This is a genomic window from Pedobacter deserti (assembly GCF_024436415.1).
Lineage (GTDB): Bacteria > Bacteroidota > Bacteroidia > Sphingobacteriales > Sphingobacteriaceae > Pedobacter > Pedobacter faecalis.
In genome coordinates this window covers 1,267,397-1,282,291 of the sequence record NZ_JAFMZQ010000001.1, presented here as the reverse complement: position 1 = coordinate 1,282,291, position 14,895 = coordinate 1,267,397, and the positions used below count along the sequence as shown (strand labels likewise).

At 47.5% G+C, this 14,895-nt stretch carries 10 protein-coding genes; 4 read left to right on the top strand and 6 right to left on the bottom strand.

What is annotated here, in order from left to right; genetic code table 11:
* Positions 1-5: 5 nt before the first annotated feature.
* Positions 6-1,799, bottom strand: coding sequence for an AMP-dependent synthetase/ligase (locus J3P40_RS05735; protein WP_256003712.1), 1,794 nt, complete (start codon positions 1,797-1,799; stop codon positions 6-8).
* 124 nt (positions 1,800-1,923) lie between these two features.
* Here J3P40_RS05735 and J3P40_RS05730 point away from each other — a divergent pair, with 124 nt between their 5' ends.
* Positions 1,924-2,220 (top strand): hypothetical protein, encoded by a 297-nt coding sequence (locus tag J3P40_RS05730; protein WP_256003711.1) that lies wholly within the window; start codon positions 1,924-1,926, stop codon positions 2,218-2,220.
* 105 nt (positions 2,221-2,325) lie between these two features.
* Positions 2,326-3,141 (top strand): hypothetical protein, encoded by an 816-nt coding sequence (locus tag J3P40_RS05725; protein WP_256003710.1) that lies wholly within the window; start codon positions 2,326-2,328, stop codon positions 3,139-3,141.
* A 1-nt stretch (position 3,142) separates the two neighbouring features.
* Here the strand turns inward: J3P40_RS05725 and J3P40_RS05720 are convergent, their stop codons facing one another.
* On the bottom strand, positions 3,143-6,202 hold the full coding sequence (locus J3P40_RS05720; protein ID WP_256003709.1) for a LamG-like jellyroll fold domain-containing protein: 3,060 nt from the start codon (positions 6,200-6,202) through the stop codon (positions 3,143-3,145).
* Between the two features lie 170 nt (positions 6,203-6,372).
* On the opposite strand from J3P40_RS05720, the gene J3P40_RS05715 reads away from it, so the two are divergent.
* On the top strand, positions 6,373-6,513 hold the full coding sequence (locus J3P40_RS05715; protein ID WP_256003708.1) for a PID-CTERM protein-sorting domain-containing protein: 141 nt from the start codon (positions 6,373-6,375) through the stop codon (positions 6,511-6,513).
* A 2-nt stretch (positions 6,514-6,515) separates the two neighbouring features.
* Here the strand turns inward: J3P40_RS05715 and J3P40_RS05710 are convergent, their stop codons facing one another.
* From J3P40_RS05710 to J3P40_RS05695, 4 genes are all read right to left on the bottom strand, one after another.
* Positions 6,516-7,370: an N-acetylglucosamine kinase gene (locus J3P40_RS05710; RefSeq protein WP_256003706.1), complete on the bottom strand. Its 855-nt coding sequence runs from the start codon at positions 7,368-7,370 to the stop codon at positions 6,516-6,518.
* Positions 7,371-7,387: 17 nt separating this feature from the next.
* The gene (locus tag J3P40_RS05705; RefSeq protein ID WP_256003704.1) at positions 7,388-8,608 is read right to left on the bottom strand and encodes a TolC family protein; all 1,221 of its coding nucleotides are present in this window, start codon (positions 8,606-8,608) and stop codon (positions 7,388-7,390) included.
* Between the two features lie 85 nt (positions 8,609-8,693).
* The gene (locus J3P40_RS05700; protein WP_256003701.1) at positions 8,694-11,825 is read right to left on the bottom strand and encodes an efflux RND transporter permease subunit; all 3,132 of its coding nucleotides are present in this window, start codon (positions 11,823-11,825) and stop codon (positions 8,694-8,696) included.
* Positions 11,826-11,832: 7 nt separating this feature from the next.
* On the bottom strand, positions 11,833-12,903 hold the full coding sequence (locus J3P40_RS05695) for an efflux RND transporter periplasmic adaptor subunit (protein ID WP_256003699.1): 1,071 nt from the start codon (positions 12,901-12,903) through the stop codon (positions 11,833-11,835).
* Positions 12,904-13,055: 152 nt separating this feature from the next.
* Here J3P40_RS05695 and J3P40_RS05690 point away from each other — a divergent pair, with 152 nt between their 5' ends.
* The gene (locus J3P40_RS05690; protein ID WP_256003698.1) at positions 13,056-14,843 is read left to right on the top strand and encodes a M61 family metallopeptidase; all 1,788 of its coding nucleotides are present in this window, start codon (positions 13,056-13,058) and stop codon (positions 14,841-14,843) included.
* Positions 14,844-14,895: the final 52 nt, after the last annotated feature.

The window sequence follows — 14,895 nt, the reverse complement described above, 5'->3', positions numbered from 1 at the left end:
ACGGCTCAATGCGGGGTTGAATTTTCTTCCGCACGATAGTGCTCAGCGTCCAGGTAAACCCGCTCTATTTCATCTTTAAATTTCTCCAGAATCACTTTCCTCTTCAGGCTAAGCTTAGGGGTGAGCTCACCGCCATCTATGGTCCACAGCTTCGGCAGTAAAGCAAAGCGTTTTACCCGCTCCCATTTGCCGAAGTCTTTACACGTTTCTTCGACAACGCGGTTAAACTTGTCGACCACCACCGGATGGCTGACCATTTGGGCATCTGAGGTGTATTCGATACCCTTTTTTGCAGCCCAGTTGCGCAATGCTGTAAAGTTCGGCACAATAAGGGCCATCGGAAACTTGCGATTCTCTCCGAGCACCATCACCTGTTCCAGCAATGGCGCTTCCTTAAATTTGTTCTCTATGATCTGAGGTGCAATGTATTTGCCCCCCGCCGTTTTAAACATCTCTTTTTTACGGTCGGTTATCTTCAGAAAACCTCCTTCTAATAGCTCCCCGATGTCACCGGTGTGAAACCAACCCTCCGCATCTATGGTTTCGGCAGTCAGATCCTCTCTTCCATAATATCCCTTCATCACGGCATGACCGCGTACAAGCACCTCACCATCATCTGCAATCTTCACCTCAACACCGTTGATAGGCGGCCCGACGGTTCCGAACATAGTATGACCAAAGTAGTTTACCGTGATTACGGGCGACGTTTCTGTAAGTCCATAGCCCTCAAAAACAGGCATGCCCGCGGCCCAGAAGATCCGGGCAAGCCGGGCGTTTAATGCGGCGCCGCCGGAAATGATCACGACGATATTGCCGCCCAGTGCAGCCTGCCATTTCTTGAAGACCAGCTTACGGGCTATCCCTAATTGCGCCCGGTACATCCAGCCTCGCTGCAGTTCAAACTTTTCTGCCAGGGCCAGCGACCAGAAAAAGATATTCTTTTTTAAGCCAGCAAGCTCTTTGCCTTTTTCCATAATCTTGTCATAGACCTTCTCAAGCAGGCGCGGTACAGTGGAGAAGGCATTTGGCTTTACATGCTGTATATCGGCCACGATGGTCTCCATACTTTCTGCATAGTAAACGGCCGTGCCATTATACATGTAGAGGTATACAACCATCCTTTCAAATATGTGAGATAGCGGCAGAAAGCTAAGCGCAGAGCCGATACCTGCCGGTAGCAATACAGCTGAATTCTGGAAATTTTTGACAAGGTTGTTGTGTGTAAGCATTACACCCTTCGGTGTTCCGGTAGTACCGGAAGTATATATCAATGTAAGGATATCCTCGGGTTTTACTTCTTCCCGGTAGCTTTCCAGGTCGATGTCGCTTTGCATCTGGCCCTCGGCGACCAGTCTCTTCCAATCAGGGACCTCTGCAACTTCGTCAAAACTATAAATCGCTATCTCCCGGCGGCACAGCTCGCAGGCCGATTTAACCTTGCTATATAACGATCCGTCGGCTACGAACACCATGCTCACTTCCGCATTTTCGAGTATGAAGCGGACGTCATGATCAGGTAGTGTCGGATAAAGCGGAACTTGATAAGCACCGATCTGCATGATCGCAAAATCCGTGATATTCCACTCAGGACGGTTCGGTGACATCACCGCAATCCGGTCGCCCTTTTTCACGCCAGATGCAATCAAGCCTCTGCTCAGGTTGTCACTTAGTTCACAGAACATCTCCGTGCTGTAATTCACCCATTCGCCCCTGATCTTTCCGCACACAAAGTTGTTTTTCGGGAAATTTATCCGGTTGTGTTTAAGCAAATCGAACACTCTTGTTATCGTAGCAGACATAATTGCATCGTTTTAATTTGGCCGTTGTAGTCATTGCGAGAAAGAGAAGGACTACCTACAGCAATATACAAAATATTAAACAAGTGCCAAAGCCGAACTGTTCTAGAAGCTCAATCCTAAAGAAATGAAACAAATGAACATCGATGAGTCCTTGAAAGTAACGGTCGACTTTGAGGATGAAACGCTTCCTGAAACGGCCAGGGAACTGCAACCTTTGGTTTGGAAGGAGCAAGACAGGTATTATTGTCTGCTCGGCCCCGACCGGGACTCCGGAATATTTGGCACCGGCGAAAGTCTTGAGCAGGCGATCAGCAGTTGGAATGAACAACTTGTGCGGCACTTACGGACGGCACCGGAAGAGGACGAGGTGGCGCTTTATGTCAAAGACATGTTTAACAGCAGCCCAGACAAAGTATGGTAGTATCTGAAAAGTAGGGGTGTATGATCCTAACCGGATATATCCGGTTAGGATGTGGTCTGCGCTGCTGCTTCTAAATATATTAGCGGCGATATAAACCCTGTCGCTATGAACCACACCATTCGGTCGGCCAGTTTTGCACTGTGTTTTTTAATGCTCCTGGCCGCCTGCAAGAAACAGACTAAGGAGCGTGATCCTGAAACGGAGGATAAGGAAACACCTGATACAGAAACGTCAGTAAAACACTTGCTGTTGCCTTCGAAAATCGTATACGGACAGCTTACCACAACGTTTGAATACATCCCGGGGAGCAGACGGCTTAAAAGCATTAGCAAGTCGACCGGCACGAGCTACCATTTCAGGTACAAAAACGACACATTGCTTTATATCTGTGAAATTGTACAAGGGAATAACACCGTACAGGAAAACGGTATAAAACGTAATGCTAAGCTTACACCAACTGCGGTGACAAGATTCCGGCTGACTGGCAATGTTTATAGCCTGTTGAGCCAGGATAAGCTGACTTTCAATACCGCTGGCCGACTTACGGAAAGCGAGATCTATGATGCAGCCAACACGCTAACCTTACAGAACTCCTTTACATATCTCGCCAACGGAGCCATTGCTACCATCACAGGGAAGGCGAACACCGGGAGCATACAACACAGCTTAACATACGACGAAAAAAATTCGATTTTTAAAAATGTGTCGGATGGCTTTCTGATCTACCTGCTTTACGGAGATCTTCTCTTCACTGCTCCAACGCATAATATATTAAGTTACCAGAGCACGGAAAAAGCAGAGGATAATATGGCGATCAGCTATGAATATAACGAGCAAAATTATCCGACTAAGATGGTCATCAAACGCGCCAAATGGACAGAAACGCATTACATTTCCTATACCTTATATCCCGACAAATAACTCACTCCTTTATGATTTTGGCGGCTTTCCCGATGCGCTTACCACGATCGAACAATTGGACAAGATATATCCCCTTTTGCAGTCCCCCGATGTAGAGCACAAATTCAGAATCTGCCCCCAGAGCGCCTAAGGATTGGCTGACCACTGTGTTGCCGAGCAGATCGCTCAGCCTGGCAGTCGCGTTTTGCAGAGCCATCCTGACTTTCACATGCAGCATTTCTTTCGCGGGATTTGGGTAGGCAACAAAATACTGCGCGACGGCTTTGTTTCCTGAAACGGGAGTTGACCTGCGCATTCTGAGTGTAAATCGGTCCCCACCGAAACTTTCGGGCTTCTGCAGATCGATATCGAAAGTGACTATGGAATCAGATGCTTTAAGAACCGTAGCTGTCTTCTTATAGTGGTCATGCAATTCCAGCATACGGCCTCCCGGGAGCTCCCCCGTCTTAAAATGAAGTTCATAATTTCCTGTCTCAAATCCATACACCTCAAGATGGATGTTGTCAGCACTGTCGGCCTCCGACACCAGTTCGTCTACCGAGAAACGTTTCCCTGCCCTTTTACTCGCCAAACTCACAAAGCCTTCGCCAACCTTCACGGCGCTGTTGCTTTTGGGAACGTCATTAGGTTTGTCGACAATATTGATATGCAATGGTTGTGAAAAGGATGCCCTTCTCAGCGTAATTGTAAGGCTTTGGTTGAGCTTCGGAGCGCTCTCTTCTTTGGAAGATTCCGTGAATCCGAGACTTCCGGAAGAAAAACCCTCTTTTACCCGCACAAAGAAACCGGTTCCGGCCGGTATCCTGGCCTGCGGATCATTGGTAACATAATACGCATTGTTTTGAGGATCGAACAGCCATACCGCATCCTGAAGGTTTACTTTGGTCAATGCCCCCCAGGTAACGGGCGAAGCGTATGGATTGCCGACAAGATTGAAGCCATCGCCGTCGCCCACCGCACCACTCCTGAAACAGGGTACGGTGAACGACCCGGTAAACAGCTGGCCTGTATAGGTGAGGACGTAGGGTTCCGGGTTCATAAAAGGCGCTGCCGCAATTTGCTTTTCGTAGGCATTGGGGGTCAACCTGCTGCCCCTGGAGTATAGGTAAAAACCGCGTCCGAGAGGTACGTGAGTCGACATCCCCGTTATGGGTTTATATTTTTGGGCAAGTGTTCCGGGAAGTGACTGGTCGTGTGTGTAGATGGTAGCGCCGTTATTTGGAGATGGGTCGAAACCGTTGCTTTGGCCTCCAGATCCGGTGATAAACACGGCATCTTTCAGCACTTCAAATCCGTACGTCATGTTACTGTTATGGTAAACAGGCGAACTTAACAAGCGCCAGCCGCGGCCGCTGGACGGTGAAGGGAACGACCCGTCGATATACTGCTGAACATGAACGTTACCACGGATGACAGCTTGCTCTGGTACCGCGACCGGGCCTAGCCGCGCCGCGCCGTCCGGGCCGGCCAAAAGGGTAAGATAACCGTTAGCGTTAAGCACGCCTCTTGAAAGTTCAAGTTTCCCGGATACGTATACCTCACTTTCCAATCGAACCTCAGCCCCTGGATAAGCGGCATTTACGACGAGGCCAGACGCCCGTAAAGTGCCGGGGCCTTCCAGCCTCGAGCCTTCGCCCGACAAAGTTAGCTTTCGGTCATCGTCGACCTCAATAGCGGCATCGAGCCCCAGGCGAACGCTGCAATTTAACTGAAGATCAGCGCCAACCGAAATTCGCGCGCCGCTATCAAGCCGAAGTCTGCCAAGGACTGCCGGAGCGTTGATCCTTGCCAGACTGCCGGCAGAGATACAGATCTTGCTCTGGGAATCCGGTCTCTTGTTGTCGACCCAATTGCCCGATATATTCCAATCGGTGCTTACTACACCCCTAAAGGTGATCCAAGTTGGGTCGCGCTCTTCTTTCCCAATATAAAAATTACTTTGATGCTGGCCTTGCGCTATATAGCTGTTGCGGATCATATAACCGGGTAGCGCCGTGTTAAATAACCGAACCTCGTCGACGAGGCCTTTAAAATAGAAGCCTCCGCTTTTCCCTTTTCCTACATAAAGCGAGCCGCCGGATGCAGTCATACGAAGCGCGGTACTTGATACCGAACCTGAGGTTGACCCGTTAATATAAATGCCGGCGCTGCTGCTGTTTGTGCCGGTAACCGAATAATAGCATGCGATATGCGTCCATACGCCTGGACTTAGGATCTGGGTGGACATTCTGGAAAAAACCTGGCTGGCCGTACGGTAGGTGATCAGTTCCAGCCTTCCGTCTGGATTTATCTGCAGCTTCCAACCCATTCGGGCCAGACTATCATTGCCTGCAATAACCTGGACATCGTTGCCTCCCTCCCATTTAATCCAAGCCATAAAAGTAAAACTGCTACTTGTATTCCCCTGCGTTTGCAAGAACTGATTGGTTCCATTGAACCGTGTGGCTCTACCAACCTTGCCTTCTACAACATCGGACAGGCTAAAACCCTCACCGCTCAGGTCTCTATGCGCGCTTACAGATTTCTGATCCCTGCTGCCAAAATCATGTCGTTCCCCATCCATGTGCCATACCCCGTCATACGTGGAGTTCCAGGTATTCAAGCCATCTTCAGAGCGACTTTCATGCAGGTCCTTGCCTGAATAGTAAAGATAGACGGAGGTTGGCGGCGTGGGTGATTTCGCAGCAGAAAGGCTAGGTACGCGCACCCAAAAACGATATTTCCCGGTTAAATGGTCGTACGACTCAATTTGAAAATTAAGCTTTGCGGCAGGGGCTTCTGCTGTGGCAAACGCAATGTTCCTTCCCTGCAGGTCATATACAGCGCCCTCGCATACAGCGGGTACTTGATATTTAAGCACATCATCCTCAATCTCCAGGAGCATAACGAGGTCGCTGATGTCATAATAGGTCTGACCCGAGCTTGTGTTTTTAAACTCCCCTTCAAATCTCGTCTTATCAAAGGTGATCTTCTTCCTGAACTCGTAACCAGCCATCCATGACTGAGCGGATAATAAAGACGGCAACAGCCATAGCAATGCAAAAAGTTTAATTCTACACATACAATTGAAAAGTGCAGAAACTTAGTGGCCCCGGGATACCCACACCAAATATTAACCGGATATATCCGGTTAATATCAGCTGCCTGTTTCTAGCTTGTTGGATTAATCCATAGACTTGGCCAATGAAAAGGATATTATTGATTTGCTTGCTATGTGCAACAACGGCGTTGATGGCACAACCAGAAGACCCGGGACTGCCAGGGGGAGATCCGGATGTTCCGCTGGACGGAGGAACGGGCTTCCTGCTGCTGGCTGGCGCCTTATATGGCGCTAAAAAATTAAAACAGCCTAAAGACAGAAATCGCCGTTAAGTTCAGATAAGGATGCCTTCACGTTTGAGTATGTAATGATAGATTTCTTCAATTGGCTTTTGAAGGATCTTACCAACTTTTACGCCGTTCGCCTCGCAAACAGCTTTCAGGACATCCTGATAATAATAGGCTATGGAGCCAACAAAATGGCAGTCGAGGTTCTTATAGTCGGGATAGTCTTTAATGTTTGTGTCTACAAATTCCTGAAAACCCTCTCTCAGTATAGTTTGTATAAAAGGGTGATCTAAATGCGCCGCCATAAACTTACTTATGGAAGCCAGATAGATATTTGCCGAGGGCCGCTGATACACATTGGTAATCACCGACTCTTTATTTATATCATATTTCTGAGCAAGTTCAATCCCTAATTCAGGCGGCATTTGTCCGTAAAGATAGCTGGTAATCAGCTTCCTGCCGAAACTGGTTCCTGAGCCTTCATCCCCCAAAGCATAACCCAATCCGTGTGAACCGCTATGCACATCCGCTCCATCGAAATAGCATATGTTTGACCCCGTACCTAGAATGCACGTAAGCCCTTCTTTGTCGCCGCAGGTTGCAAATGCTGAACCGAGGAGATCGTGCTCGACAGCCACGTAGGCGTTGGTAAAAAAGCTCGATATTCCGTTAGACATGACTTCTATCTTGTCGGGCGACGAACAGCCTGCTCCAAAGAAGTAGATTTCCCGGACCTTATCCACATATGCAGCCAACTCCTTTTTTTTAGCAAGTATTTTGTAAATATCATGGGCATTCAAAAAGTAAGGATTAATGCCCTGTGTACTGAAAACGAGTTTTTCATCCGGACTGTAACCAATCCAGTCCGTTTTTGAAGAGCCACTGTCTGCTACGAGTATCATGCCATAAAAATAGCAAATTATTGGATACTTAGCGTGCCGCTGATCTCTTGAAGAGCCACTTCCGTAAGCTTGGCCTGATGTTCAGCCTCGAGATGTCGGGCGACTGCGTCGATATAGTTCCGTTGCGCTTCACGGAGTTCCAGCGGGGCAATGCTTCCAAGCCGGTATTTCTCAAGCGTAATATCCAGACTTTGTTTGGCCACATCCACGTTATTGCTTTGTACCTTCAAGATGTCCAGATTTGTCCGATAATCCTGGTAAGCATTAAGTAATTGTGCGCCGATATTTTGGCGGGTTTGCTCAAGACTAAGCTCAGAGGAATTGATCTGCACTTTTGCGTTCCGCTCGTTTTGCCGCTGCAAAAAACCGTTGAAAATGTTGATGCTGGCCGTAACCCCATAAGTGAAACCGTTGGCACGTGTAGCTATGTTAAAGCCGGTCGGACTGGTATTACGTTGAACATCATATCCGCCATTTACACCTATAACCGGATAGCGCTGCCCTTTGATCTGTTTTAGGTTAAGTTCTGCGATTTTCTTATTGATGAATGCATTTTGAAGAGCGGGATTGAGCTGTTCCGTTTGACTGGTAAGGGCTGTGTAGTCCAGTGCGGCATTGATCTGAATGTCTTCATCAACTTCAAATGCTATATTCAGATCACGGGCCAGTATTCTGTTGAGTTCGGTTCTGGCATCTTTCAGCAAATTCAGTTCCTGAAGGTAGGCAGCGGTATCTGTGTTATAGTCGACCTGCGCAGTAAGCACATCCAGCTTAGAGCCCCTTCCCAGGCTTAGTTTGTTATCAGCTATCTGCAATCTTAGTGTAGATACATCGATAGCGCTGTCTCTGGCCGACACCAGTTTTTGCTCTTTTAACACGGTATAGTAGCTGCTAACCACAGCGCTGATGGTCGACAATATTGCGGCTCTTGAATTCACCTCTCCTTGCTTTTCCAGCTCCTTCAGCCGCTCATAGTTCGTGAACATCTGCAGGCCATCGAAAATGGTCCAGCCCAAAGCCACGCCATAACTCATATTGGTATTGCGCACGCCGCTCAGACTTTGCTCATTACCGTTACTTTGCGTCCTTGTAATATTTTGTCTGCCCGCACCTTCGCTAAAGGTACCTTCTACGCGTGGCAGCATGCCGGCATTCCCTGGATTTACGTTATTCCTGGCTATCTCCAGATCATTATTTACGAGCTTGATATCGTAGTTGTTTTCCAATGCAATACTCACCGCTTCTCGAAGCGATAAACGCTCTTGTGAATATCCCGAAATTGCGAAGCACGAGATAGCTAAACAAGAAACTAATAGAAGTTTGTTAACCCGCATGTTGATCCCTTTTTATGTTTGCGTCCGCTTCATTTGCCAAGGCCGTTTTAAGCGATGCCTCCAGATCGGCATTGGCTTTATGTTCTTTTGACCAATAGGTATAGATGGCCGGAATAACGAAAAGCGTAAGGATCAGAGAAAAAGTGGTTCCGCCCACAATTACGATACCCATGCCCATCCTGCTTTTAGCAGCCGCACCTAGGGCCATAGCAATTGGCAAGGCACCAATGGCAATCGCTAAACTTGTCATAAGAATAGGCCTTAGCCTAGACACAGATGCTTCCCTGATCGCCTCCTTAACACTCTTGCCCTGCTCCTTAAGCTGATTGGCAAATTCGACAATCAAGATACCGTTTTTCGTTACAAGCCCGATAAGCATAATGGTGCCGATCTGACTGAAGATATTCCAGCTCTGGCCGAACAGCCACAAGGACAGAAATGCTCCCGCCACCGCCATCGGAACCGTGAGAATAATAATTACCGGATCGATAAAACTCTCAAACTGCGCAGACAGTATCAGATATACCAGCAGCAAGGCTAGCAGGAAGGCAAACAACGTGTTTGAAGAACTTTCTTTGAAATCCCTTGATTCGCCCCCAAGATCGGTTGAAAATGACTCGTCGAGTACCTTCTCCGAGATCCGGTCCATGGCCTCAAGACCATCACCAATACTATTGCCCGGCGACAAGCCTGCGGAAACGGTGGCCGAAATGAACCGGTTGTTCCGGTATAATTGCGGGGGACTGCTCTGCTCTTCGGCAGTAACGACGTTATCGAGCTGAATGAGCTGGTTGCGGCTATTTCTCACGTAAACGGAACTGAGATCGAGCGGAGCTTTGCGTTCGCTTGCTTCAAACTGACCGATTACCTGATACTGTTTGCCGTCCATAAAGAAATAGGAGAATCGCTGACCGCTCAGGCCAAGCTGCAATGCGGTACCGATATCCGCAGCAGAAACACCTAGCGCCTTAGCTTTGTCACGGTCTATCGTCAGGTTGATTTCAGGCTTGTTAAATTTCAGGTTTACGTCTGAGGTGGTAAACGTAGGGTCTTTGCTTACCTCCTCCATAAAGACAGGCAGCTTTTCACGCAATTTTTCAAAATTCTGTGCCTGAATGATATAGTTGATAGGCAAGCCCCCGCGCCGACCCACGGAAATGGTAGGCTGCTGGGTAACCACCGCTTTGCCCTCTGTATATTTCCTGGTAATCGAAGTGAGTTTCGCGGCAATCTCCGCCTGGGAACGCTCGCGGTCGCCAGGATCCACCAATCCCATTCTTACAAAACCGCTGTTTGTTGACCCCCCACCAAACCCAGGCGAGGTGATGGTGATATTGACTTTCTTTTCGGGAACAGAATCATTGATCATGTCGACGATTTTACCCATAAAGCGATCGGTATAAGCAAACGAGGAGCCCTCGGGTGTAGAGATATTCATATTTATTGCGCTCCGGTCATCGTATGGGGCGGTCTCTTTCGGTATAATGTTCCAAAATAATACGATCAGACCAACGCATACAAGCAGAATAGGAACAGCAAGCCATTTTCTGGCGAGAAACTTATCAAGCCGCTCGGCATAACCATCGTTTAGTTTTACAAAGTAGGGTTCCGTAGCCTCATAAAACCTGGTCTTTTTATGCCCGCTCTTTTTCATCAGATAGGCGTTCAGCATTGGAGTAAGGGTAAGGGACACGAAAGCGGAGATCAGCACCGCCGCACCTATCACCACACCGAACTCGCGGAACAGCCGCCCGACAAATCCCTCGAGAAAGATGACCGGAAGGAATACTGCGGCAAGCGTTATAGATATGGAGATTACCGCGAAAAAAATTTCATTAGACCCCTTTATTGCCGCTTCAAAGGGCGAGTAGCCTTCTTCAATCTTTTTAAAGATGTTTTCTGTAACCACAATACCGTCGTCAACAACAAGCCCAGTGGCAAGTACAATAGCCAAAAGCGACAGTACGTTGATCGAAAACCCAAAAATATACATGATAAAGAAGGTAAAGATCAGCGATACCGGTATATCAATAAGGGGTCGAAATGCAATGGCCCAATCACGAAAGAACAGGTAGATGATGAGTATAACCAGAATTAACGAAAGGACTATCGTTTCCGCAACCTCGGTAACGGATTGCTTGATAAACTTCGTCGTATCCAGCGAAATATTTAGTTTGATGTCTTTAGGGATATCTTTTTGCAGTTCTTCAAAACGGCGGTCAAATTCCTTTGAAATATCGAGGTAGTTAGCTCCAGGCTGCGGAATCAATCCGACCGCCACCATGGGCTTTCCTGACTCGCGTAGCACGGTTTCTTCATTCTCTGATGCCAGTTCCGCATATCCGATATCGCTCAGGCGCACAAGACTTCCCGAGTCGGATTTAAGGATCAGGTCATTGAACTGCTGTTCATTAGTCAGCTTTCCAAGCGTTTTGACCGTGAGTTCCGTATTGGCTCCGGTGATGCGGCCTGAAGGCAATTCAACATTCTCCTGGTTCAGTGCATTGACGATATCCTGAGAGGTAAGCCCGTAAGCAGCCAGCTTATCGGGGGCTATACGTATGCGCATGGCATATTTACGCTGACCCATGATGCGCACACTGCTAACTCCTGTGATGGTTTGCAAACGATCTGCAATCACATTTTCAGCATAGTCGCTAAGCTCCATCACGTTCCGTTTGTCGCTTTGCACGGTCATGGTAATCACCGCATCGGAATTGTCATCCGCTTTACTCACCACCGGATTTCCGTCGATATCCTTTGGCAAACTTCTGGCTGCCTGCGAAACCTTGTCGCGCACATCATTTGCCGCGTCATCAATATTTTTATCGAGATTGAACTCTATGGTGATGTTGCTGGAACCCTGATTACTGGACGAAGTGATGTTCCTGATTCCGTCGATACCATTAATGGATTTTTCCAGCGGCTCTGTTATTTGGGATTCAATGATATCAGAATTTGCACCCGGATAGGAAGTCCGCACAGACACTACGGTTGGCTCGATGTTGGGAAACTCCCTTACGCCGAGAAACGTATAGCCGATGATCCCGAACAGGAGAATCATCAAGTTCATCACAATGGCCAGTACCGGCCGCTTTATACTCGTGGTAGAAATACTCATCTCAGCTTTATTGATTAACCACAGTTACTTTTACCGCAGCGTCAGGTTTCACGGCCATCGCCCCGGTGGTCAGCACCGTATCTCCTTGCTGCAAGCCGGCAGTTACCACGATATGTTCGGCGGTTCTGGTTCCGGTTTCGACTTTGACCTGCTGCGCTTTACCATTACGGCTTACGAAGACTGTTTTCCCGTCCAGCACAGGTATTATCGCCTCATTAGGGATAAGGATAGCATCTTCTACAGCGCGCAGGTTAAGTTTTATTTTGGCAAAAGAGCCGGGCAACAGCTCACCGCTTGCATTTGGCACACTAGCCCTGATTTGCAGGGTACGCGTCTGCACATTAACGCCAGGCTCTATAGCGTACACTTTTCCTTTAAAAGTTTTATTTAAGCCGTCAGTGGTGAATGAAATCTCCGAGCCGTTGGTGATCTGCCCCATGTAACGCTCCGGCACAGAAAAGCTGACTTTTAAAGGATTAATGCTCGAAAGCCTTGCAATTAAAGTAGCCGGTGTGATATACTCACCTACAGATATTGAGCGTAAACCTACCTTACCGCTAAAGGGTGCGTATATAGCGGTCCTGGCCAATTGAGCACGAATAAGTTGAGTTTGAGCTTCGAGAGAACGCAGGTCGGCCAGCGAGGTATCGTATTCTTCCTGACTGATGGCACCCTTCTCCAGCAGTTGTCTGGACCGGTTTTCTACAGTAGCGGAAAGCTTCTGACGGGTTAGTGCCTCCTGCAGTTGTGCCTGGATATCACGATCGTTAATTTTAACAAGCAAAGCTCCTTTACGCACGTCAGTCCCCTCCCTGAAGTTTATACTCGTCACCAATCCGGAAACCTCACTGCGAAGTTCAACAGCTTCATTCGCTTCCAGTGTACCGGTTACTTCTAGAGCATTGTTAAAATTACCTGGTTTAACAACGATACCCTCAACCTGCAAACTTGAAGATCCTCCTGCCGGACCGCCTTTACCGCGTTGTCCCTCCAGTTTCTTATTCGCATTAATACGATAGAAGACAAGCGACCCGATTCCTATCACAAGAAGTGCATAAATGATATATTTCAGTTTCATTCGTGTATGTACTAGTCTGTAAACGTGCAAAAATATTCAAATATGATGCCTGTAAGAACTTGTATTAAGGTTGTTACGCGACCAAAATAAATGCTGATCTCCATTTTTGCTAAGTTTTTGGGTAAGTTTGGGCAATTTATTGTTTGTGTTATATGAAAACAGCAGCAGCCACCATCATTATTCTACTCGCATTTAATATGATCAGCAAGTCTCAGGTTAAAATTGGATTTGAAGTTAGCTTTACCGAACCACAGGCCCATTATGCCGAAATCGAAATGACAATTTCGGGGTTAAAGAAGGACCACGTCGACATCAGAATGCCAGTTTGGGCGCCTGGATCTTACCTGGTTAGGGAATTTTCCAAAAACATCGAAGGCCTGACTGCAAGTTCGAATGGTAAATCCATCCGCACGGAAAAAATAAGGAAAAATGCCTGGCGCATTTATAGTGCAAACGCGAATAGCATCAAAGTAAAGTACCGCATTTATGCTTTTGAGGTTTCTGTGCGTACCTCGTTTGTAGACGACAGCCATGCTTTCCTGTCGCCCACCGGCATTTTCATGTATCCGGACGGGATGCTTGATTTACCGAGCACTGTTCGCATCAAACCTTTTAAAGGTTGGGAAAAGGTGTCTACCGGACTGGAACCGGTAGCTGGCGAGCCATTCACTTATACTGCTTCAAACTTTGACATTTTGTACGATAGCCCGATTGAAGTGGGCAACCAAGACGTATTTGAATTTACCGCCGCGGGGGTAAAACACGAAGTAGCCATGGTAGGAGGCGGCAATTACGATACAGAGAAACTGAAGAAAGATATGGCGCGCATTGTTGAAGAAGCAACCGCTATGTATGGTGAAAATCCCAATAAACATTATACGTTTATCGTCCACAACTATCAGAGCGGCGGCGGGGGACTGGAACACCTGAATTCAACCGTGCTGGGCGCGACAAGAAACGGCTATACCAACCCCAAAATCTATCTTGGCTTTCTGAACCTTGTAGCGCATGAATACTACCACCTGTGGAACGTCAAAAGATTGAGACCTCAGGCCCTCGGACCCTTCGACTATGAGAACGAGAATTATACCACAAGCTTATGGGTAGCGGAAGGTTTTACAGCCTACTATGAAAACAAACTGATGCACCGTTCCGGGTTCCTTACAACGGAGGAGACGGTTCAAAACCTAGCCACCGCCATAACGGGGGTGGTTAACACGCCCGGAGCAAAAATACAATCGGTCGCAGAAGCCAGTTACGATGCCTGGATCAAGTATTACAGACCAAATGAAAATTCCAATAACAGCACGATCTCTTATTACAACAAAGGCGAAGTGCTCGGCATGTTTATGGACTTGGAAATTTCTAACGCGACGAAGGGCACAAGAAATCTAGACGACGTCATGAAAGCGATGTATGACGAGTATTACAAAGCCAAAGGACGCGGGTATACAGACTCGGAATTTAAGGCCATGGTTGAAAAGTTAAGCGGGGTAGATTTTACAGCGTTCTGGGAGAAGTATGTGAATGGAACCGGGCCTTTGGATTATGAGAAATATTTTGGTTATGCCGGCATTAACGTGAAAAACATCACGGAAGGCCTTAACATTCCCTACCTCGGAACAGCGACGAAGCGGACGGAAGCTGGATTCTTTGTATCAGCAGTGTCCCGCAATTCTGCTGCCTGGACAGACGGCATTAACGTGAACGACGAACTGATCAGCGTAGACGATGTTCCGGTCGACATCTCTGTTGAAAATATGCCAGTTATAATGAGTAAAAAGCCAGGCGAGTCTGTTATGATCCGGGTAAGAAGAGATGGACTGATCAGGGACTTCAAAGTGACTTTAAAAGCAAATCCTAACGTAAAGCTGGAAGTCACCATAGACCCGAAGGCTACAAATAAACAAAAGGCGGTGCTGAAAGGCTGGCTTAAATAATAAAAAACAAAAAATGCCGTGGTAGCCACGGCATTTTTTTGTTCTATAGAGA

Coding starts and splice junctions, on each gene's coding strand:
- J3P40_RS05735 (WP_256003712.1), bottom strand. CDS start 1,799: ATGTCTGCTACGATAACAAGAGTGTTCGATTTGCTTAAACACAACCGG.
- J3P40_RS05730 (WP_256003711.1), top strand. CDS start 1,924: ATGAAACAAATGAACATCGATGAGTCCTTGAAAGTAACGGTCGACTTT.
- J3P40_RS05725 (WP_256003710.1), top strand. CDS start 2,326: ATGAACCACACCATTCGGTCGGCCAGTTTTGCACTGTGTTTTTTAATG.
- J3P40_RS05720 (WP_256003709.1), bottom strand. CDS start 6,202: ATGTGTAGAATTAAACTTTTTGCATTGCTATGGCTGTTGCCGTCTTTA.
- J3P40_RS05715 (WP_256003708.1), top strand. CDS start 6,373: ATGGCACAACCAGAAGACCCGGGACTGCCAGGGGGAGATCCGGATGTT.
- J3P40_RS05710 (WP_256003706.1), bottom strand. CDS start 7,370: ATGATACTCGTAGCAGACAGTGGCTCTTCAAAAACGGACTGGATTGGT.
- J3P40_RS05700 (WP_256003701.1), bottom strand. CDS start 11,825: ATGAGTATTTCTACCACGAGTATAAAGCGGCCGGTACTGGCCATTGTG.
- J3P40_RS05695 (WP_256003699.1), bottom strand. CDS start 12,903: ATGAAACTGAAATATATCATTTATGCACTTCTTGTGATAGGAATCGGG.
- J3P40_RS05690 (WP_256003698.1), top strand. CDS start 13,056: ATGAAAACAGCAGCAGCCACCATCATTATTCTACTCGCATTTAATATG.